This is a genomic window from Ralstonia flaminis (assembly GCF_958415495.1).
Taxonomy (GTDB): Bacteria; Pseudomonadota; Gammaproteobacteria; order Burkholderiales; family Burkholderiaceae; genus Ralstonia; species Ralstonia flaminis.
Genome location: NZ_CATZLL010000003.1, coordinates 224,107 through 244,939, shown reverse-complemented (window position 1 = coordinate 244,939; position 20,833 = coordinate 224,107). Strand labels below are relative to the sequence as shown.

Sequence of the window (20,833 nt, the reverse complement as noted above, 5' to 3'; positions counted from 1 at the left end):
GTACCCACAATGCCCGCATACCGTTCTAAAACCTCCACCGCCGGCCGCAACATGGCAGGTGCGCGCTCGCTGTGGCGCGCCACCGGCATGAAAGACGAAGACTTCCAGAAGCCGATCATCGCGGTGGTCAACTCGTTCACCCAGTTCGTGCCCGGCCACGTGCACCTGAAGGATCTGGGCCAGCTCGTCGCGCGTGAGATTGAAGCCGCGGGCGGCGTCGCCAAGGAATTCAACACGATCGCCGTGGATGACGGCATCGCAATGGGCCACGACGGCATGCTGTATTCGCTGCCCAGCCGCGACATCATTGCCGATTCGGTCGAGTACATGGTCAACGCGCACTGTGCAGATGCCATGGTGTGCATCTCCAACTGCGACAAGATCACCCCGGGCATGCTGATGGCCGCGATGCGCCTGAACATTCCGGTGATCTTCGTGTCGGGCGGCCCGATGGAAGCCGGCAAGACGCGACTGGCCAATCCGGTTACCAAGGCGATCGAGATCAAGAAGCTCGACCTGATCGACGCAATGGTCATCGCCGCCGACAGCAAGTACACCGACGAGGAAGTCGCAGAAGTCGAACGCTCGGCTTGCCCGACGTGCGGTTCGTGCTCGGGCATGTTCACCGCCAACTCGATGAACTGCCTGACCGAAGCGCTGGGCCTGTCGCTGCCGGGCAACGGCACCGTGGTTGCCACGCACGCAGACCGCGAACAGCTCTTCAAGCGCGCTGGCCACCGGATCGTGGAATTGGCCCGCCAGTACTACGAGCAGGAAGACGAACGTGTGCTGCCACGCTCGGTGGGCTTCAAGGCGTTCGAGAACGCGATGACGCTCGACATTGCCATGGGTGGCTCGACCAACACGATCCTGCACCTGCTGGCGATTGCGCAGGAAGCCGAGATCGACTTCTCGATGAAGGACATTGATCGCCTGTCGCGCGTCGTGCCGCAGCTGTGCAAGGTCGCACCGAACACGAACAAGTACCACATCGAAGACGTGCACCGCGCAGGCGGCATCATGGCCATCCTGGGCGAGCTGGACCGCGCCGGCAAGCTGCACACCGATGCACCGACCGTGCACGCGCCCACGCTGAAGGATGCCCTGGACCAGTGGGACATCGTTCGCACATCGGACGAGGCGGTGCAGACGTTCTACCGCGCAGGCCCTGCCGGCATCCCAACGCAGGTGGCGTTCAGCCAGAACACGCGCTGGCCGAGCCTGGACCTGGACCGTGCTGAGGGTTGCATTCGCTCGAACGAGCACGCCTTCTCGAAGGAAGGCGGCCTGGCCGTACTGACGGGCAACATTGCGCTCGACGGCTGCGTGGTGAAGACCGCGGGTGTGGACGAAAGCATCCTGGTGTTCGAGGGCACGGCTCACGTGACCGAATCGCAGGACGAAGCGGTCGAAAACATCCTCGCAGACAAGGTCAAGGCCGGCGACGTGGTGATTGTGCGCTACGAAGGCCCGAAGGGCGGCCCCGGCATGCAGGAAATGCTCTATCCGACGAGCTACATCAAGTCGAAGGGCCTCGGCAAGGCATGCGCGCTGCTGACGGACGGCCGCTTCTCGGGCGGTACGTCGGGCCTGTCGATCGGCCACTGCTCGCCGGAAGCGGCAGCGGGTGGCGCCATCGGCCTGGTGCGCGATGGCGACAAGATCCGCATCGACATCCCCAACCGCACGATCAACGTGCTGGTGAGCGATGAAGAACTGGCGCGTCGCCGCGCAGAGCAGAACGCGAAGGGCTGGAAGCCGGCCAAGGCTCGTCCTCGCAAGGTGTCAGCGGCGCTCAAGGCGTACGCCAAGCTGGTCATGTCGGCCGACAAGGGCGCCGTGCGCGACCTGTCGCTGCTGGACGACTGATATGGCGACGGGCTCTGTGCCCGGTTTTCGAAGCCGCTCTACGGAGCGGCTTTTTCTTTGGACGTTGCCCGCTGCAGCATCCACAAGATGTCGCAAGTGCGCGCACCGAACTCCCCGTGTCGGCCGCTGTCTAGCGTCTCATTCCCTACCCTGACCGCAGATTCCCCATGATGAGTATCGGCCCGTTCTCAGTGCACGTGATTGTGGTGGCGCTGGCAGCCTTGATCGCGTGGCTCGTTGCGCGATCGATGCAGCGCGCTGAACCGAATACCCCGCGCAAGACGGCAGCCAGCCTGTTGCTCGACGCCCTGTTCGCTGGCCTGATAGCCGCGCGCCTCGGCTATGTCGCACGCTGGTGGCCAGAGTACCTTGCCACGCCCAGGTCCATCCTCGCGATCGGCGACGGCGGGTTCGACTGGTGGATCGGACTGCCGGTGGCCATCATGTTCGTTCTCTGGAAGTCCCGCCATGTGCGCGCGCTGCGCCGGCCTGCCTTGATGGGTATTGCCGCCGGCATGCTGGTGTGGGCCGCTGCACAAGGCACGTTGTCGACGCTGCAACGCGCCACGCCATCATTGGCTGCGCTGCAGCTTGAAGGCATGGACGGATCTGCCGTGTCGTTCGACAAGCCCATCGGCAAACCCGTTGTGCTGAATCTGTGGGCCAGTTGGTGCCCGCCCTGCCGGCGCGAGATGCCGATCCTCGCCCAGGCGCAAACCGACTACCCTGGGGTCGTGTTCCTGATGGTCAATCAAGGCGAGCAGGCGTCCACCGTGCAGCAGTTCCTCGCGCAACAGGGGCTGTCGTTCAACCACGTGCTGCTCGACCCGCTATCAGAAGCAATGCAGACCTTCGGCTCGCGCGGGCTGCCGACCACGCTGTTCTTCGATGCCCGGGGCAAACTGGTTGATTCGCACATGGGCGAAATCACGGCCGCGCGTCTGAAGGAGGCGGTACAAGGTCATCTCACCCCTTGATACGGGCGCAGTCTGGAGCGTTCTCGCACCCGAATCGGACAAGTCCCATAGGATTCGATCAACGCGCCTCCTAGACTCAGGCGCATGCAAACCTCCATCCGACACTCCCTGAGCACGCTGCGCCACGCGGCGCGTGATGCCACCGGTTCTGCAAAATTCCAGCGCGCCCTCGATATCACGGCGCTGGTGCTGATCGTTGCGAGCGTGCTCGTGGTGATGGCCGACAGCGTGCAGGAAGTGCATGCGCCGCATGGCCGTGCACTCTATATGGCCGAGTGGGCCTTCACGCTCATCTTCACGGCCGAATACCTGTTTCGCCTGCTCACCGCGCCCAAGCCTGCGGCCTATGCACGCAGCTTCTTCGGCATCGTGGATCTCGTCTCCGTGCTGCCCACCTACCTCGCCTTCTTCTTCCCAGGGCTGCACGCGCTGATCGATGTGCGGCTGCTGCGGCTGTTGCGCGTCTTTCGCATCCTGGGACTGGCGATCTATCTTGAGGAAGGGCATGCGCTCATTCGCGCGCTTAACCGGGCTCGGCGCAAGATCTTTGTCTTCATCGGTGTCATGTTCGTGCTCACTGTGATTCTCGGCACGGTGATCTATCTCGTGGAAGGGCCAGAGAATGGCATCACGAGCATCCCGGTGGGCGTGTACTGGGCAGCGGTGACGATGAGCACAACCGGCTACGGCGACCTCACGCCGCACACACCGTTGGGGCGGTTGATCACGTCATGCGCCATCCTGCTCGGCTACGGCATTATCGCGTTCCCGACCGGCATCATGGGCGCTGAGCTGATGGCCGGCGCGCTGGAGCGCCACCGACCGCAGCAACAGGCCACCAAGGCCGCCCCACCATGTTGCCCGCACTGTGGCGCAGCGGTCACCGCAACGGAAGCATCCAGCACAAGCGCGGCCGAAGATTTGATCGCTCGAAAGAACACAACCTGAGACGCGAGTTCTCGACGCGCAAAGAAAAAGGCCAAGCAACTGCTTGGCCTTTTCATATCTCTCGCGATGCGAAGTTCAGTCCCACTGCGCTGCGAGCACCTCAGGCGAGACTTCGCGGCCGTTGCGTTCAAGCGCGGCAATCTGGGTCATGTCGTCGTCCGTCAGATGCAGCGTCTGCGCGAGCAGGTTGCTGGCGAGGTTCTCGCGCTTGGTCGACGATGGAATCACTGAGTAGCCAAGCTGCATCGCCCAGGCAAGCACGACCTGAGCCGGCGTCGCATGATGCCGCTGCGCGATCGCGCCGATCACCGGATCGCCCAGCACCTTACCGTAGGCGAGCGTCATGTACGACGTGACGTGAATACCCTCGCGCTGCAGGAATGCCGCGAGCTTGCGGTTCTGCAGATACGGACTCAGCTCAATCTGGTTGGTAGCGATGGCGTCTTTGCCGACGGCGACAATCGCCTGCTGCGTCAGCGCGATGTTGAAGTTCGAGATACCGATCTGCCGGGTCAGGCCCTTGGCCTTGGCATCGGCCAGCGCGTTCATGAACACATCGAGCGGCACGCCATTGTTGGGTGCAGGCCAGTGGATCAGCGTGAGATCGACATAGTCCGTGCGCAGCTTGGCGAGGCTGTCTTCCAGGCTCGGCACGAGCTTGTCTTTCGCGTAGTTATCAACCCAGATCTTGGTGGTCAGGAATAGATCTTCACGGCGGATGCCCGAGCCGGCAATCGCCGCACCCACGTCGGCTTCATTGCCGTAGATCTGCGCGGTGTCGATCGCGCGATAGCCAAGCTCAAGGCCATTGCGGACCGAATCAATGACAGCCTGGCCCTTCAGGCGAAACGTGCCGAGACCGAAAGCGGGAATCTTGTTCATCATGTGCTCCGTAGAATCAGACTAAGGGTTCACGACAACACGCGTCCGACGCTGCGTGACCTGCAAGCCGACAAGTGCGAGACCAGCCGCCGCGATCACCGCACCGACAACCGGCACCGCCGCATAGCCGAAGCCTGCGGAGATGGCCGCACCGCCCGCCGCCGCACCCAGTGCATTGCCGAGGTTGAACGCGCCCACGTTGACCGACGATGCCAACCCAGGCGCCTCGGCCGCTGCGCGCATCACGCGCATCTGCAGAGGAGGCACGACGGCAAAGGTAGCGATGCCCCACACCAGCAGCGCTGCGGCTGCACCAACGTGTGTTTTGGCCAGCATGGGGAAGGCGAGCATCGTCACGATCAACAGCACCAGGAAGCCGATCAGGCTGCCGTCGAGCGAGCGATCAGCCAGGCGGCCACCTGCAATGTTGCCGATCGAAAAACCGATGCCGATCAGCACCAGCATCGCCGTCACGAATGCAGGCGTTGCGCCGGTCAGTTGCGCCAGGGTTGGCGCAACGTACGTGTAGAGCGTGAACATGGCACCGGCGCCGAGCACGGTGGTGGCGAGCGCACCCAGCACGACAGGCCGCGTCAGCACCGCAAATTCAGCACGCAAGTTGGGCATCTTGCCGGCCTCGCCCTTGGGCAGCGCGGCAAGCAGCCCCGCAATGGCGATCAGGCCCAGGCTGGCCGTAGCGGCAAACGACATGCGCCAGCCGATCATCTGGCCTAACCACGTTGCGGCCGGCACGCCGCCCACGTTGGCGATCGTCAGGCCCATGAACATGGTTGCCACCGCACTTGCCTGCTTCTCGCGCGGCACGAGGCTGGCCGCCACAACGGAACCCAACCCGAAGAACGCGCCGTGATTGAGGCTGGTGACGAGCCGCGCAAGCAGCAGCGTCATGTAGTCCGGAGCAACCGCCGACAGCAAGTTGCCGATCGTGAAGATGCTCATCAGCGCGATCAGTGCCTTCCGGCGGGGCCAGCGCGCAAGCAACAGCGTCATCACGGGCGCGCCAACCATCACGCCGATGGCGTAGGCGCTGATCAACATCCCGGCTTGCGGAATCGACACATGCACGCCGTCGGCAATCACGGGCAGCAAACCCATGGGTGAAAACTCGGTGGTGCCGATGCCGAAGGCACCGGCAGCGAGCGCAAGCAGCGGCAGCGCTGCGCTGCTGCGGGTGCGCTCGGTAGAAAGGGGGGTTGGGTTCATGTTGGTGCTCTCCTAAGACCAGCACGCGGACGGCGATAACCCCAGGGGTGACCGCTTGGCGTCGTGGGAATGGTGCGCAGTGTGCTGGCTTTGCCCGTGCGCATAAACCCGGTCTGACAAGAAAGACTCTTGAATCTCAATCAACAATCCAAGGGCACCGGCACGTTGCAATTGGCCTATCCTTCACTTTTTTATATATGTCATGATGTGATATATTTCACCGAAAACGTACCGCCACATCATGTCGCCCGCCACACCACGCCCACTGTCCAAGCAGGATTTCGAAACCCTGTCCGACTTCCGCTATCACCTGCGCCGCTTCCTGCGCGCGTCCGAAGACCTGATCCAGTCCGAGGGGATCACGCCGCTGCAATATCAGTTGCTGCTGCACATCAAAGGCTATGCGAGACGCGAATGGGCGACCGTTGGTGAGCTGGCAGAGCGTCTGCAAGCCTCGCCGCACGGCACGGTGGCACTGGTCACCCGCTGCGAGGAAGCAGGCTTGGTCGAACGCCGCCCGAGTGACGCCGACGCGCGCCAGGTCGAGGTTCATCTCACCAAAAAGGGCGACCGCTTGGTCGCCCTGCTGGCCGCGCTGCACCAGAGCGAGCTGAGCGCCTTCAGCCGCGCTTTCAAGATTCCTCAGATCGAACCATCCGCCGAGCTGTAACGTCATGCACATCCTCGCCCATGAACACGCGCATCGGCGTGACTTCGCGACCGACACGACACTCTTTCGGACCACCGCGCTGGCGGTTGTCATCGCCGCCTTCGCCACGCTGGCGGCGGTGGCGCTGCTCAACCTGATCCGCTTCTTCACCAACCTGTTCTTCTTCCAGACGCTGTCGCTGGTGGACCATTCGCCGGCGGCCAACACGCTGGGGCTGTGGGTAATCGTAGTGCCGGTCATTGGCGGGCTGATCGTCGGGCTCATGGCGCGCTTCGGCTCGGAGAAGATCCGCGGCCACGGCATTCCCGAAGCCATTGAGGCCATCCTGTTCGGCAAGAGCAAGATGTCGCCCAAGGTGGCCGTGCTCAAGCCACTATCGTCGGGCATCGTGATCGGCAGCGGCGGACCGTTCGGCGCAGAAGGCCCGATCATCATGACCGGCGGTGCAATCGGTTCGCTATTCGCGCAGTTCTTCAAGCTGACCGCCGCTGAGCGCAAGACGCTGCTGGTGGCCGGTGCCACGGCGGGCATGACGGCGGTGTTCGGCACGCCGGTGGCCGCGTTGCTGCTGGCGGTGGAGCTGCTGCTGTTTGAATGGCGCCCGCGCAGCATGCTGCCGGTGGCGGTGGCGTGTGCAGTCGCGGGTTTCCTGCGCATGCTGGTGCTGGAGACGGGTCCGCTCTTCCCGCTGGAGACGGCACCGGCAACGCTGCCCGCGCTGGGCTCATGCGTGGTCGCGGGGCTGCTGTGCGGTGCGCTGGCACGCTCGCTGTCGATGGCGCTCTACAAGGTAGAAGACCTGTTCGGCCGCCTGCCGATTCACTGGATGTGGTGGCCAGCCATCGGCGGGCTGGCGGTCGGCATTGGCGGATACTTTGAGCCGCGTGCGCTGGGGGTCGGCTACGACGTGATCGGCGATCTGCTGCACAACCATCTGGCCATCCGCGTAGCGCTGGCGCTGCTGGTGGTCAAGGCCATCATCTGGGTGATCGCGCTGGGCTCAGGCACCTCGGGCGGCGTGCTCGCCCCGCTGCTGATGATGGGCGCGGGCCTGGGCGTGCTGATCGGCCCCGTGCTGCCCGGCGGCGATCCGGGCCTGTGGCCACTCGTGTGCATGGCTGCCACGCTGGCCGGCGTGCTGGGCGCCCCACTCACGGCCATCGTCTTTGCCTTCGGACTTACGCAAGACGTCAACGCCTTGTTGCCGGTCCTGCTGGCGGTGGCGGTGTCCTACGGTTTTGTCGTGCTGACCATGCCTCGCTCAATCATGACCGAGAAGATCGCGCGGCGCGGTTTCCACATCTATCGCGAATACGCCGTCGACCCGCTCGAACGTCACGCCGTGAGCGAGGTGATGACGCGATCCGTGCAAACCATTGAAGCCACCGCTTCGATCACGGACGTACTGATGGCGCACTTTGGCGCGGCGCAGGCGCATCGCGCATTTCCCGTCGTTCGCGACGGCGCATTGATCGGCATGCTGGATCGCGATGCCCTGCTGGCCAGCCAGAAACGCGGTGCAACCGCCATTGCCGAACTGTTCGGCGCCAATGCACCTGTGATGGCACTGCCGGACGAAACCTGCCGCATCGTCGCCACGCGTTTGGCTGTGCACGGGCTGGAGCGGCTGCCCGTGGTGGCTGATTCACACGCGCGCAAGCTGGTGGGCATCGTGTCGCGCAGCGACCTGGTCAAGCCGTCACTGGCATTCTTTGATGAAGAGCAGCGCCGCGAGCGCTTTCGCCGTGCGCCACTGTCGGGCGCACGCACGCAGCTGGAGCTCAGGCGCCGGCGGGCCAGCCGGGCCCCACGATAGTGCCTTGCGGCTTACTGGAGGACGAGCTCGACGCGGCGGTTCTTCGCGCGTCCGGACTCGGCGTCGTTGCTGGCCACGGGCGCCAGCGATGCCACGCCCTTGCCCGACAAGCGCCCTGCCGCAATCCCATATTGCGATGACAGCGCCTTGACCACTGCATCCGCACGCTGCTGCGACAGATCCTGGTTGCGCGCAAACTGCCCCTGGTTGTCGGTGTGCCCCACGATGAATACCTTCAGCGCAGGCGCCGTCTTCAGCAATTGCGCCATCTGGTCGAGCTGCGCTTTCGACTCCGGCTTGAGCGTCGCCTTGTCGGTGTCGAAGTAGACGCCGTATAGCGCGACCTTGCCATCGCTCTGCAGGGCCTTCTGCAAGGCCGGCGCGTCCAGCAGCTGCACCTGCCCGGTCTGCATGGCCTGCCCGTCAACCACCTGTTCGTAGACGTACGCACCGCCATTGCCGGAGGTGCTGGCTTCCATCACGTGCAGGAACACCGTGGTGGTGCCCTGTGCATTGGTACGCTGCGCCAGAATCGCCCGATGGGGCGGGCCGAATGATGCGTCACCAAACCCCGTCGGGGCGACCTTGTTCATGTTGTGCACGTAGCCGCCAAAACGGCTTCCGCAGGCATCGTTCGCACACTGGAACAACACCTTGAACTCCGATTTGGCCAAGGCCTGCTCGTAGTTGCGCGTAATCTCCAGCGCGCTCTTGTCGCCGGGAATCCGGTAGCTGATGTAGGTGATCTTGCCCTCGGTCTTGAGCACCTTCGGGTTGTGGTCGTCTTCGATCGGTGCGTTGGGCAACACGGCTTCGTCGAAGCTCGTGACCTTGTAGGCAGCAATGGTGGCACCGGCAAAGCGCCCCAGCGCCGGGTGGTCCTTGGACCCTTTGATATCAGCGGCATGCGCCAGCGCGGTGGCGACCAACAGCGGCAACACCGCCAATACAGACAGACGATTCGACAAGATTCCCTCCGGAGCACGATCGACAGGCGCCATCTGGCGCGTCGGCCGAGTATAGGAAGCTGTCTGCTGCGTTGTGTTACGCCGCCTTAACCTGCCTAACCTGCGATGTGCCGGTTGCGCCCGCTCTCCTTGGCACGGTACAGCGCCAGATCGGCACGTTTGAGCATCTCCGATGCGGTGTCGCCTGTGCGATAGCCCGTCATGCCCATGCTGACGGTCATGGTCAGGCCGGTGGGGAAGTTCTCGTCGGGCTCGGCCACGGCGGCGCGCAGGCGCTCGGCCACCTCGGTGGCCTCCTCCAGCGTGGTGCGGCCCATCACAACGGCAAACTCCTCGCCGCCCAGGCGGCCAACAAGATCGCTGCTGCGCAAAGCCCCCGTGGCCAGCGAAGCAAAGCGCTGCAGCGCCATGTCGCCCACCGCGTGGCCCCACGTATCGTTGATGCGCTTGAAATGATCCAGATCGGCCAGCACCAGCACGAGCGGCTCGCCGCGATTGTGCGCGCGCGTGAGCACGGTATCGAACAGCGCAAGGAAGCGGCGCCGCGTCAGTACACCGGTCAGGTGGTCGAAGTGCGCCTCGTTGGCGAGCGCGCTGTTGGTGCGCTGCAGCCGCTGGTTCAAGTGGCGTGTCAGGCGATGGTGCTGCCGCTCACGCACCAATGACCACACCACCAGCACAAAGCTCAGCAACACGCTCACGAACAGCGCGAAACCGATCGCGCGGTTGCGGTCATGGTTGGCCATCTGCTGAGACCACGCCAGCAGCGGCTCGGCCACCATGATCGTAAGGTCAGCGCTCGCGTTGCGCGACACGGTCAGCGAAGGCGTGGCCACGCCATCACGCCAGGTCAGTGCGTTGCGCACCTCGACCGGCACCCAGTTAGGCACGTCGCGATGCGCTTGCGCCGTCGGTCCGCTTGGGTGATACGGCCACACATCAAAATCGACACGCTGATACGCGTTGTAGCGCTCGCTTGCGCTCATGTGCTGCAGGCGTGAGTCCGGCAGGATCTTGCCCACCAGCGAAGCATCGGTCGACAGAATGATGAGCCCGTTCGGATCCGTCAGCAGCGAGGTGGGATGCGACACCCAGTGCTGCAGGCGCGTAAGGCTCACCTTGGTGGCCACCGCCGCCACGAGATAGCCCGCATCGTCATACACCGGCGCGGCAAAGAACAAGCCCGGCACGGCCGTCACCATGCCCACGGTGAACTGCTCGCCCAGCCCGCCCAGCATTGCCTCCTTCATGTAGGGCTGCATGGCCGACTGCACGCCGAGGAACGATTCCGCATGGCTCGCGTTGTTGGCCAGCACCACGTAGCCGCGCTGGTTGACGACCCACACGTAGTCCAGCCCAAGATCACCCGCGGCGGTGCCCAGGAACGCGCTGGTATCCGCGACTTCAGGATGCGCCAGCGCTTCCTTGGCGCGCGAGCCCTGGTCCATCAGGTTCCAGCGCCGCGTGTCGACGCGATCCACGGCACGCGGAACGGCATCGATCTGCGCGAGCGTCTGCGGAATGGCACGCAACAGCGCCACGTCAGCGGTGATCTGGTTCGACATGCCCTCGGCCACCTGGGCAGCCAACTGCCGGCGCGCATCCACCATCTGCTGTACATCGCGTGCGCCCATCGCATCGGCCACCATGTTGGCGGCAAACCCGCACAGCACCACGCCCACGGCCAAGCCCGCCAGCACGAGTGCAACACGCGCAATGCGGCGGCGCTCGGACGAGGTCGATGCGGAGGTTGGCGAAGGCGCGGGCGCAGCCATGTCAGGCCTCAGCTTGCAGGAAGTCGGCCACGGTCGGATAGCGCAGCGTCACACGCAGCTCGCGCATCAGCCGTGCATTGCGCAATCGGCGCGACTCGCTCATGAAGGACAGTAGCGACGGCTCGATCTGCGCAACGGCTTGGGCCCTGGAGATGCGCGGCGGCCGCTGCAAGCCGCGCGCGTCTGCCACAGCATCAAAGTAATCGCCCATGCGCAACTCGGAGGCATCGCTGGCGTGCACGACGCGCTGGGCGCGGCCGCGCACCAGTGCAGCAATCAGCGCGCGCGCCAGATCGTCAGCGTGGATGTGGTTGGTGTAGACGTCATCTTCTGCACGCAAGGCAGGTGTGCCACGCTGCAGACGTGCCACCGGAAGGCGGTCGGCGGCATAAATACCGGGAATGCGAAGAATCGACGTGCGCCAGCCGCCGCCCACGCCAAACCAGCGCACCCGGCGTTCTGCCGCCACACGGCGCTGGGCGCGCGCGGTGGTCGGCTTGACCGGGCGGGATTCATCCACCCATGCGCCGGCCGCATCACCGTAGACGCCGCTGGTGCTCGCGTACACGAATGCACGCGCCTGGAGGCGGGTTTTCAAGCGGCCCGTCAAGCCACCAAACCGACGCGCCCGGTCGGGTAAAATGCGTTGTTTTGTGCCTCGGGACATGGGGCCCGGACGGGCCAACGCGTGCACCAGTGCGGCGGTACGCGGGTCGTCATTGCCGGTGGACGGCGGCGGCGCCAAGTGCAGCACGCGCGGGCTCAAGCCCCGCAGGCGGCGCAGCGATGCGGCATCGTCCAGGTTGGCCAGGACCGGCACGGCGCCGGCCTCGCGCAGTGGTGTACGACCTTCTTGGCGCGAGGTGACGGCAAAGACGCGAAAGCGCTTGCGCAGCATCGTCAGGCAACGCTGGCCGACATCACCGCAGCCGACGATCAGCACGCTTGGTGCCCCCAGGCGGGACATGGATTTCGGTGACCGGGCTCTTGCCGGGGTCATGATTGGACGTGCCGCAGTAAGGCGACCAGACACTCTTTTCAACATATTCGGATTGTAGTATGGCTTATCAGATCAACGTGCTGCCCAGCGGCCGCCAGTTCCAGGCCGAAGACGGCGAGACCATCCTTGCAGCGGCGCTGCGCCAGGGCATCGGCCTGCCGTACGGCTGCAAAAACGGCGCGTGCGGCTCGTGCAAGGGCCATGTCCGCGAGGGCTCCATCGTGCAGGGCAACCACTCGCCCAACGCGCTCTCCGCCCAGGAAGCCACCGAAGGCCGCGCGCTGTTCTGCTGTGCCACGCCCGCAACTGACGTCACCATTGAAGTGCGCGAAGTGCATGGCGCCGGCGATGTGCCCATCAAGAAGATCCCCTGCCGCGTGGCCTCGCTGGAAAAGGCTGCACCGGACGTCACCATCGTCAAACTGCAACTGCCAGCCACCGAGCGTATGCAATTTCTGGCCGGGCAGTACGTGGAATTCCTCCTGCGCGACGGCAAGCGCCGCAGCTACTCGATCGCCAACCCGCCGCACGAAGAGGGCCCGATCGAGCTGCACATCCGCCACATGCCGGGCGGCGCCTTCACCGACTACGTGTTCGGTGCCAAGGAGGGCGCCCCGGCCATGAAAGAACGCGACATCCTGCGCTTCGAAGGGCCGCTGGGCAGCTTCTTCCTGCGTGAAGAGTCCGACAAGCCGATCATCCTGCTGGCCTCGGGCACGGGTTTCGCGCCCATCAAGGCCATCGTCGAGCATGCGCAATTCATCGGCAGCAAGCGCCCGATGACGTTGTACTGGGGCGGCCGCCGCCCGCAAGACCTGTACATGCACGCCAAGGCGGAAGAATGGGCGCGCACGATCCCTGGATTCACGTACGTGCCGGTCGTCTCCAACGCCTTGCCCGAAGACGCCTGGACCGGCCGCACAGGCTTCGTCCACCAGGCCGTGATGGCCGATCACCCCGATCTGTCGAACCACGAGGTGTACGCTTGCGGCGCGCCGGTGGTGATCAACTCGGCCCGCACGGACTTTGCCGCCCAGTGCCAAATGCACCCGGATGCGTTCTTCGCCGACTCGTTCACCTCGGAGGCGGACCTGCATCCGGCCGGCTGACAATCGACTTACCTACCGTTGCACAAATCCAAAGAACGTCGAAATTTCGTTTTGACTTGACTTGGCATCCGTCTTATTCTTGCGCCTTATGAACCAAGCCCTGCACCTCCGACGCCGCCGTACGTTGCTCCCTCCGGGAAGCCGCGCGGCTGTCTGCTGATTGCATATCGGGTTCACAGGATTCGACGATCACAAGGCCACGGGGCACCCCCCGTGGCCTTTGTCTTTTTCCAATCAGCGCTTTTCAATTTTTTCATCTTCCTGCCGCCTTTTTCTGGAGCTTTGCCATGGCGTTTGCTGACTACCCTGTCCAGTCCCTGATGTACATCACCAACCGGCCCGAGATCGTCTTCACCGAAGGCAAGGGCTCGTGGCTGACGGATCACAACGGCAAGCGATACCTGGACTTCATGCAGGGCTGGGCCGTCAACTGCCTCGGCCACTCCAACGACGGCATGATCGAAGCGCTCAACGCCCAGGCCAAGAAGCTCATCAACCCGAGCCCGGCCTTCTACAACGAGCCCATGGCCAAGCTGGCCGACCTGCTGACCGCGCACAGCTGCTTCGACAAGGTGTTCTTCGCCAACAGCGGCGCCGAGGCCAACGAAGGCGCCATCAAGCTCGCCCGCAAGTGGGGCAAGAAGCATAAGAACGGCGCCTTCCAGATCATTACCTTTGACCACAGCTTCCACGGCCGCACGCTCGCCACCATGAGCGCATCGGGCAAGGCCGGCTGGGACACCATCTTCGCGCCGCAGGTGCCGGGCTTCCCGAAGGCCATCCTGAACGACATCGCGTCGGTGGAAGCGCTGATCACCGACGAGACCGTCGGCGTGATGTTGGAGCCCGTGCAGGGCGAAGGCGGCGTGCTGCCTGCCACGCCGGAATTCATGCAGCAACTGCGTGCGCTGACCAAGAAGCACAAGATCCTGCTGATCGTCGATGAAGTGCAGGCCGGCTGCGGACGTTGCGGCACCCTCTTCGCCTACCAGCTCTCGAACATCGAGCCCGACATCATGACGCTGGGCAAGGGCATCGGTGGCGGCGTGCCGCTGTCGGCCCTGCTGTGCACGGATGAAGTGGCGAGCTTCGAAGCTGGCGACCAGGGCGGGACCTACAACGGCAACCCGTTGATGACCGCCGTCGGTTGCTCGGTAATCGAGCAGTTGCTGGCCCCGGGCTTCCTGGCAGGCGTGCAGGAACGCGGCGCCTACCTGCGCAAGCAATTGCTGCAACTGTCGGAAGAGTTCGGCCTGGCCGGTGAGCGTGGTGAAGGCCTGCTGCGCGCCCTGCTGCTCGGCAAGGACATCGGCGGCCAACTGGTCGAAGCCGCGCGTGAGATGAACCCGACGGGCCTGCTGCTGAACGCACCGCGTCCCAACATCCTGCGTTTCATGCCCGCACTGAACGTGACGACCGAAGAAATCGACACGATGATCGGCATGCTCCGTACGCTGCTCAAGGCACACGCCTAAAGCGAAACGCTTCACCCTGGGGCGGCGCGCAATGCGTCGCCCTGCATCGCTTCACCACCGCAGTTTCCATTTCGCCAATTCGAGGTTTGCCATGGCCGTGACGCTTGCTGTTCCGGCCACGGGGATCGTTTTGTCTGACGATTCCGCGTGGCTCCCGCTGGACCAGATCTACGATTTCCTCTCGCAGGAAACGCATTGGGCCCGCGGCCTGCCGCGCGCCGTGTTCGACCGATCGATCGCCAATTCGCTGTGCTTCGCCGCCTATCAGCAAAGCGATGACGGCTTGCACGGCGACCTCGTGGGCTTTGCACGTGCTATCACCGACCGCGCGACATTCGCCTATCTGTGCGACGTGTTTGTACTGCCTGAGTGGCGCGGCAAGGGTGTCTCGCACGCGCTGATGGATTTCCTACGCGAGCACCCCGAACTGCAGAGTCTGCGCCGCACGGTGCTGGTCACCACGGGTGCGGACTGGCTCTATCGCAAGCATGGCTTTACCGATGTGCCTGGGGGCATTGGCTTCATGCAACTGCACCGGCCAAATATCTACACAGCAACATCTGCCTGACGCACAAAGAAAAAGCCCCGCAAGTGCGGGGCTCTTTTCATGACGCTTGATGCTTATTCGCCCAGATAGGCAGCACGCACCTTCGGATCGTCCAACATCAGCTTGGCATCGCCGCTCATGGTGATGAGACCGGAGTCCATCACGTAGCCGCGGTGCGCCGCCTGCAGCGCCAGGCGCGCGTTCTGCTCGACGAGCAGCACGGTTACGCCTTGCGCCGAGATGTCGCGCACGACCTCGAAGATCTTCTCCACCATGATCGGCGAGAGACCCATCGACGGTTCGTCCAGCAGCAGCAGCTTCGGTTGGCTCATCAGCGCACGCGCCATGGCCAGCATCTGCTGCTCGCCGCCCGACATTGTGCCGGCCAGCTGGTTTGCACGCTCTTTCAGGCGCGGGAAGATGCCGAACATGCGGTCGATGTCGGCCTTGATCTGCGCCTCGTCGTTGCGCGTGAAGGCACCCATCTGCAGGTTCTCGACGATGGTCATGCGCGCGAACACGCCGCGGCCTTCCGGCACCATCGCCAAGCCCTGCTTGAGCAGGTTGTAGCTCGGCACGCCCTTGATGGACTTGCCCAGATACTGCACGTCACCCGCAGCCCAGCCCTGCAGCCCGGTGATGGCCTTCATGGTGGTCGTCTTGCCGGCGCCGTTGGCACCGATCAGCGTGACCAGCTCACCTTCGCGAATCTCCAGATCCACGCCCTTGACCGCCTGGATGCCGCCGTAGGCAACCTTCAGGCCGTCGATCTTCAACATTACTGGTTTCATATTCCGTTCCTCCGCATCAATGCGTCGATGCGCCGAGGTAGGCCTCGATCACGGCCGGGTTGCTCTGCACTTCGTGCGGCAGGCCTTGCGCGATCACCTTGCCGTAGTCCAGCACGGTCAGGCGGTTGCACAGGCCCATCACCAGCTTCACGTCGTGTTCGATCAGCAGGATGGTCTTGCCGTCGGAACGGATCTTGTCGAGCAAGCCGCGGAGCTCGACCTTTTCCGTGGCGTTCATGCCGGCAGCCGGTTCGTCCAGGGCCAACAGCTTGGGCTGCGTGGCCAGGGCGCGCGCGATCTCCAGACGACGCTGGTGACCGTACGACAGGTTGCGCGCCGTGTAGTTGGCGTACTTGCCGATGCCGACGTACTCCAGCAGGTCGTAAGCCCAGTCTTCGATCGATTTTTCCTCTTCGCGGGCCGCCTTGGTGCGGAACACCGCGCCGATCAGGCCGGCCTTGGTGCGCACGTGACGGCCGACCATGACGTTTTCCGCCGCGGTCATGTCGCCAAACAAACGAATGTTCTGGAACGTGCGGGCGATACCGGCTTTGGCCACCTCGTGCACAGCGGTCGGCTGATACGGCACACCGCCCAGCACGAACTCGCCGGCATCCGGCGTGTACAGACCCGTAATGACGTTGAAGAACGTGGTCTTGCCGGCACCGTTCGGGCCGATCAGACCGTAGATTTCGCCTTCGCGAATTTCCAGACTCACGTCGGACAGCGCTTGCAGGCCGCCGAAACGCTTCTGCACTCCTCGGATCGAGAGGAGGACGTTGTTATTGCTCATGTGCGTGCCTCCATCAGATACGGGACAGTCCACCAGCCCGCGCTTTTTGCGGACGGTCTTCCTTGCGCGGCGAGGGCCACAGGCCCGAAGGGCGATACAGCATCACCACCACCATCGCCAGGCCGAACAGCAACTGACGCAGCACTTCCGCTTCCACAATCACATGGCCGAACAGCTTGTTCTGCACCGGCTCGGCCAGCGCACGCAGCAACTCCTGGAAGCCCACCAGCAGGATGCCGCCCAGGATCACGCCCGGGATATGGCCCATGCCGCCCAGCACCACGATGGCCAGGATGTAGATCGACTCCCACAGCACGAACGATTCCGGCGACACGAAGCCCTGGAACGACGCGAACATCGCCCCCGACACACCACCGAACGACGCGCCCATGGCAAAGGCCAGCAGCTTGATGTTGCGCGTGTTGATGCCCATCGCCTTGGCAGCGATTTCATCTTCACGCAGCGCCACCCATGCACGACCGATACGCGAGTTCTGCAACCGCAGGCACACGATGATGATGATCGCGGCCAGGAACACGAACAGGTAGTAGTACATGTAGACCGAGTCGAAGCGGATGCCAAAGAAGTCATGGCGCTTCGAGAAGTCGAACCCGAAGATCTTGACTGGCTCGATCAGGTTGATGCCCTTCGGACCGTTGGTGATGTTCACCGGACGGTCGAGGTTGTTCATGAAGATCCGGATGATTTCACCAAAGCCCAGCGTCACGATGGCGAGGTAGTCACCGCGCAGCTTCAGCACTGGCGTGCCCAGCAGAATGCCGAACAACGCAGCCAACCCGGCACCCAGTGGTATCACCCACCAGACGATAAGGTGCAGCCCATTCGGGAACAGCTGGTGGATCCACTCGAACTGGTTGGACAGGTGCGGCGAACCCAGCAACGCCATCATGTAGGCACCCACCGCGTAGAACGCGATGTAGCCCAGGTCGAGCAGGCCGGCAAAGCCCACCACGATGTTCAGGCCCAGGGCCAGCATGATGTACAGCAGCGCGAAGTCCAGCACGCGTACCCAGTAGTTACCACCTGCGGCACCCACGATGAACGGTGCGAACAGGGCGAGGATCAGGAAGCCGTAAAGCGCGGCACGCGTCTTCTTCGGTGCCTTGAATTCGGTTGCAGTTTCTGTCATGGCGCTCCCCTTCTTATGCACGGTCCGCAACGCGTTCGCCCATGATGCCGGACGGGCGGAACAGCAGCACGCCAATCAGCACGATGAACGCGAACACATCCTGGTAGTTCGAACCGAACACACCGCCAGTCAGGTCCCCGATGTAGCCGGCACCCAGTGCCTCGATCAGACCCAGCAGCATGCCGCCCACCATGGCGCCTGCCAGGTTGCCGATGCCGCCCAGCACTGCGGCGGTAAACGCCTTCAGGCCCGGGATGAAGCCCATGTAGAAGTGGGCGTTGCCGTAGTTGGTCGCCATCATCACGCCTGCGACAGCTGCCAGGGCAGCACCGATCATGAAAGTGGCGGAGATCACGAAGTTCGGATTGACGCCCATCAGCCCTGCCACACGCTGGTTCTCGGCGGTAGCACGCATGGCGCGGCCGAGCTTGGTGCGGTTGACCAGCAGGATCAGCCCGATCATCACCAGGATAGCCACCACGATGATGACGATTTCCTTGCCGGTGATGGTCGCGCCCGTGGAGCCGATATCGATCGGGCTCGAAGGCAGCAGTTGCGGGAAGGTCAGCGGGTTACGCGACCAGATCATCATCGCCAGAGTCTGCAGCACGATCGACACGCCGATGGCGGTGATCAGCGGCGCCAGACGCGGCGCATTGCGCAGCGGCCGGTAGGCAACCCGTTCGATGGTGTACGCCACGATGGCACAGACCGGCATTGCAAACAGCAGCGCAATGACGAGCGTGAGCCAGTCAGGCAGATTGGGGAAGTACTTCTGGAGGAAGTTGATGGCAGTCAGCGCAGACATTGCACCGACCATCAGGACATCGCCGTGGGCGAAGTTGATGATGCCGAGAATACCGTAGACCATGGTGTAGCCAAGTGCGATCAGCGCGTAAATGCTGCCGAGCACCAGACCGTTCACGATCTGCTGGATAAAGATATCCATGAGAACAGCTCCTGCTATGCCTTGCTTTGTTGTAGGCGACGGGATGGCGCGCCCGCAAGGTATGCGATCAATCGGATGGGTAAGGTGAGGTTGCTGGTAAGCGGCCTGCCGAACGCGCCCATGGTGAGGGCCTTGTATGACTGGCTAGGCTATAAAAAACGGCACCGCAAGGGTATGCGCGGTGCCGTTTTTAAGGGCAAATCGTAATGAGAATCGCCCTTCGATTACTGATTACATCTTCACAACATCAAGGACGGTCTTCTTCTTGTCCTTGTAGTTGTACAGGGTGATGGAGCCTTGCTTCAGGTCACCCTTCTCGTCAAACGAGATGTTGCCGATCACGCCGTTGTAGTTGGTTGCCGGCATGGCAGCCAGGATCTTGGCCGGATCGGTCGAGTTGGCACGCTTCATCGCGTCGATGATCACGTTGACAGCGTCATACGTGAACGGTGCGTAGATCTGCACCGGCGTGTGGAAACGGTCTTGGTACTTCTTGTCGAAGTCCGCGCCCTTTTCCATCTTCGACAGCGCCAAGCCTGCTTCCGAGCAGACGATGTTGTCGATGGCGTCGCCAGCCAGTTCGGCCACCTTGTCGGTACACACGCCATCGCCGCCAACGATCTTGGCCGTGATGCCAAGTTCCTTGGCTTGCTTGGCGAACGGACCGCCGGTGGCATCCATGCCGCCGTACATGATCACGTCCGGCTTTTTGCCCTTGATCTTGGTCAGAATGGCCTTGAAGTCGGTGGCCTTGTCGTTGGTGGCTTCACGTGCCACAACGCTCACGCCGTCAGCCTTCGCGGTCTTCTCGAACTCGTCGGCCAGGCCCTTACCGTAGGCGGTGGCATCATCAACGATGGCCACGGTCTTTGCGCCCAGGGTCTTGGCAGCATAGTTGGCCAGTGCCGGGCCTTGCTGCGCGTCGGTCGCAACCACGCGGTAGGTCGTCTTGAAGCCTTGCTTGGTGTAGTCGGGGTTCGTCGACGACGGAGAGATCTGCACGATGCCTGCATCGCTGTAGATCTTGGAAGCCGGAATCGAAACGCCCGAGTTCAGGTGGCCAACGACGGCAACAACGTGCTCGTCAACCAGCTTCTGCGCCACGGCGGTGCCAGTCTTCGGGTCGCCCGCATCGTCTTCACCGACCAATTCCAGCTTGATCTTCTTGCCGTCGATGGTCAGGCCTTCCTTGTTGGCTTCTTCAACGGCCAGACGTGCACCGTTTTCGTTGTCTTTGCCAAGGTGAGCAATACCGCCCGTGAGCGGAGCCGCGTGACCGATCTTGACGACGGTCTCGCCGCCGCCAGCAGCAGCGGCCGGAGCCGACGTTGCTGCAGGTGCAGCAGCTTGGTCTGCGGGCTTTTCCTCGTTCTTACCGCAAGCTGCTACGAGTGCCACGGCAGCCGCAAGCGGCAGAACTTTGGCAAACTTGATTTGCATGAGTGATCTCCTAGATCTCGCAAGAGCAAGAAGAGCGTCCTGCCTCCCGGCCGCTCCCCCTGCGCCGATTGTTTCAATTTGAAACGCGCGAATTGTATCCCCTTTTTTTGCGGATGCAATACGCGTCGCAACAACGATTTTTACAGTAACTACGCCGCTTTACGGGCTTTCCCCAATGCCCAAACAGGCGTCATTTCGCGCAGGCATTCGCGAATGGCAGATAGGCATAACAAGAAGCATGCCAGAGTAGGGGAAACCCTGTATTTACGCGGCTTGGCGGGCGATCCGCACGGTAAATCAAGGCTTTGCAGGCGTTGAATCGGTTTTTGCAATGCACAAAACAAAACGGCCACTCCTGTTAGAAGTGGCCGTCGGCATGTCGAAAGCGCTTTATGCACCGCATTAGGGCGCACTATTTTTGTGCGCTTTTAAGTGGGCATTTACATAATC

Annotated in this window: 18 protein-coding genes; 8 read left to right on the top strand and 10 right to left on the bottom strand. The window is 63.1% G+C overall.

Going from position 1 to position 20,833, the window contains the following annotated elements:
• Positions 1-9 precede the first annotated feature (9 nt).
• The 3 genes from ilvD to R2N11_RS05900 all read left to right on the top strand — a co-directional run bounded on the left by ilvD (position 10) and on the right by R2N11_RS05900 (position 3,794).
• On the top strand, positions 10-1,869 hold the full coding sequence (gene ilvD, locus R2N11_RS05910) for a dihydroxy-acid dehydratase (protein ID WP_316680480.1): 1,860 nt from the start codon (positions 10-12) through the stop codon (positions 1,867-1,869).
• A gap of 167 nt (positions 1,870-2,036) precedes the next feature.
• A complete protein-coding gene (locus R2N11_RS05905) occupies positions 2,037-2,846 on the top strand; it encodes a prolipoprotein diacylglyceryl transferase family protein (protein WP_316680479.1) in 810 nt (269 codons plus the stop codon).
• A gap of 84 nt (positions 2,847-2,930) precedes the next feature.
• Positions 2,931-3,794 carry an ion transporter gene (locus R2N11_RS05900; protein WP_316680478.1) on the top strand — a complete coding sequence of 288 codons (864 nt, stop codon included), beginning with the start codon at positions 2,931-2,933 and terminating at the stop codon, positions 3,792-3,794.
• 75 nt (positions 3,795-3,869) lie between these two features.
• On the opposite strand, the gene dkgB is transcribed toward R2N11_RS05900, so the two are convergent.
• Both dkgB and R2N11_RS05890 read right to left on the bottom strand, forming a co-directional pair.
• Positions 3,870-4,676 (bottom strand): 2,5-didehydrogluconate reductase DkgB, encoded by an 807-nt coding sequence (dkgB, locus tag R2N11_RS05895; protein WP_316680477.1) that lies wholly within the window; start codon positions 4,674-4,676, stop codon positions 3,870-3,872.
• A 21-nt stretch (positions 4,677-4,697) separates the two neighbouring features.
• The gene (locus tag R2N11_RS05890) at positions 4,698-5,900 is read right to left on the bottom strand and encodes an MFS transporter (RefSeq protein ID WP_199029451.1); all 1,203 of its coding nucleotides are present in this window, start codon (positions 5,898-5,900) and stop codon (positions 4,698-4,700) included.
• Between the two features lie 241 nt (positions 5,901-6,141).
• On the opposite strand from R2N11_RS05890, the gene R2N11_RS05885 reads away from it, so the two are divergent.
• Together R2N11_RS05885 and R2N11_RS05880 are read left to right on the top strand one after the other, a co-directional pair.
• Complete coding sequence (locus R2N11_RS05885; RefSeq protein ID WP_233176838.1) at positions 6,142-6,570, top strand: MarR family winged helix-turn-helix transcriptional regulator; 429 nt, start codon at positions 6,142-6,144, stop codon at positions 6,568-6,570.
• A gap of 4 nt (positions 6,571-6,574) precedes the next feature.
• Entirely contained in the window at positions 6,575-8,386 is a 1,812-nt protein-coding gene (locus R2N11_RS05880) for a chloride channel protein (RefSeq protein WP_316680476.1), read from the top strand.
• 11 nt (positions 8,387-8,397) lie between these two features.
• Here the strand turns inward: R2N11_RS05880 and R2N11_RS05875 are convergent, their stop codons facing one another.
• The 3 genes from R2N11_RS05875 to R2N11_RS05865 form a co-directional block, all read right to left on the bottom strand.
• Complete coding sequence (locus tag R2N11_RS05875) at positions 8,398-9,354, bottom strand: OmpA family protein (RefSeq protein ID WP_316680475.1); 957 nt, start codon at positions 9,352-9,354, stop codon at positions 8,398-8,400.
• A gap of 95 nt (positions 9,355-9,449) precedes the next feature.
• A complete protein-coding gene (locus tag R2N11_RS05870) occupies positions 9,450-11,129 on the bottom strand; it encodes a sensor domain-containing diguanylate cyclase (RefSeq protein ID WP_316680474.1) in 1,680 nt (559 codons plus the stop codon).
• A 1-nt stretch (position 11,130) separates the two neighbouring features.
• Positions 11,131-12,129, bottom strand: coding sequence for an NAD-dependent epimerase/dehydratase family protein (locus R2N11_RS05865; RefSeq protein ID WP_430715415.1), 999 nt, complete (start codon positions 12,127-12,129; stop codon positions 11,131-11,133).
• 59 nt (positions 12,130-12,188) lie between these two features.
• Between R2N11_RS05865 and R2N11_RS05860 the strand changes: the two genes are divergently transcribed.
• From R2N11_RS05860 to R2N11_RS05850, 3 genes are all read left to right on the top strand, one after another.
• Positions 12,189-13,238, top strand: coding sequence for a CDP-6-deoxy-delta-3,4-glucoseen reductase (locus R2N11_RS05860; protein ID WP_199029441.1), 1,050 nt, complete (start codon positions 12,189-12,191; stop codon positions 13,236-13,238).
• Positions 13,239-13,525: 287 nt separating this feature from the next.
• On the top strand, positions 13,526-14,713 hold the full coding sequence (locus tag R2N11_RS05855; RefSeq protein WP_316680471.1) for an acetylornithine transaminase: 1,188 nt from the start codon (positions 13,526-13,528) through the stop codon (positions 14,711-14,713).
• A 91-nt stretch (positions 14,714-14,804) separates the two neighbouring features.
• The gene (locus tag R2N11_RS05850) at positions 14,805-15,281 is read left to right on the top strand and encodes a GNAT family N-acetyltransferase (protein WP_199029437.1); all 477 of its coding nucleotides are present in this window, start codon (positions 14,805-14,807) and stop codon (positions 15,279-15,281) included.
• A gap of 53 nt (positions 15,282-15,334) precedes the next feature.
• On the opposite strand, the gene R2N11_RS05845 is transcribed toward R2N11_RS05850, so the two are convergent.
• The 5 genes from R2N11_RS05845 to R2N11_RS05825 form a co-directional block, all read right to left on the bottom strand.
• The gene (locus tag R2N11_RS05845; RefSeq protein ID WP_199029435.1) at positions 15,335-16,051 is read right to left on the bottom strand and encodes an ABC transporter ATP-binding protein; all 717 of its coding nucleotides are present in this window, start codon (positions 16,049-16,051) and stop codon (positions 15,335-15,337) included.
• 16 nt (positions 16,052-16,067) lie between these two features.
• Complete coding sequence (locus tag R2N11_RS05840) at positions 16,068-16,844, bottom strand: ABC transporter ATP-binding protein (RefSeq protein ID WP_199029432.1); 777 nt, start codon at positions 16,842-16,844, stop codon at positions 16,068-16,070.
• Between the two features lie 13 nt (positions 16,845-16,857).
• Entirely contained in the window at positions 16,858-17,994 is a 1,137-nt protein-coding gene (locus R2N11_RS05835; RefSeq protein ID WP_199029430.1) for an ABC transporter permease subunit, read from the bottom strand.
• Between the two features lie 13 nt (positions 17,995-18,007).
• Positions 18,008-18,943 (bottom strand): branched-chain amino acid ABC transporter permease, encoded by a 936-nt coding sequence (locus R2N11_RS05830; protein WP_048934552.1) that lies wholly within the window; start codon positions 18,941-18,943, stop codon positions 18,008-18,010.
• 231 nt (positions 18,944-19,174) lie between these two features.
• A complete protein-coding gene (locus tag R2N11_RS05825; RefSeq protein WP_199029428.1) occupies positions 19,175-20,383 on the bottom strand; it encodes a branched-chain amino acid ABC transporter substrate-binding protein in 1,209 nt (402 codons plus the stop codon).
• Between the last annotated feature and the right edge of the window lie 450 nt (positions 20,384-20,833).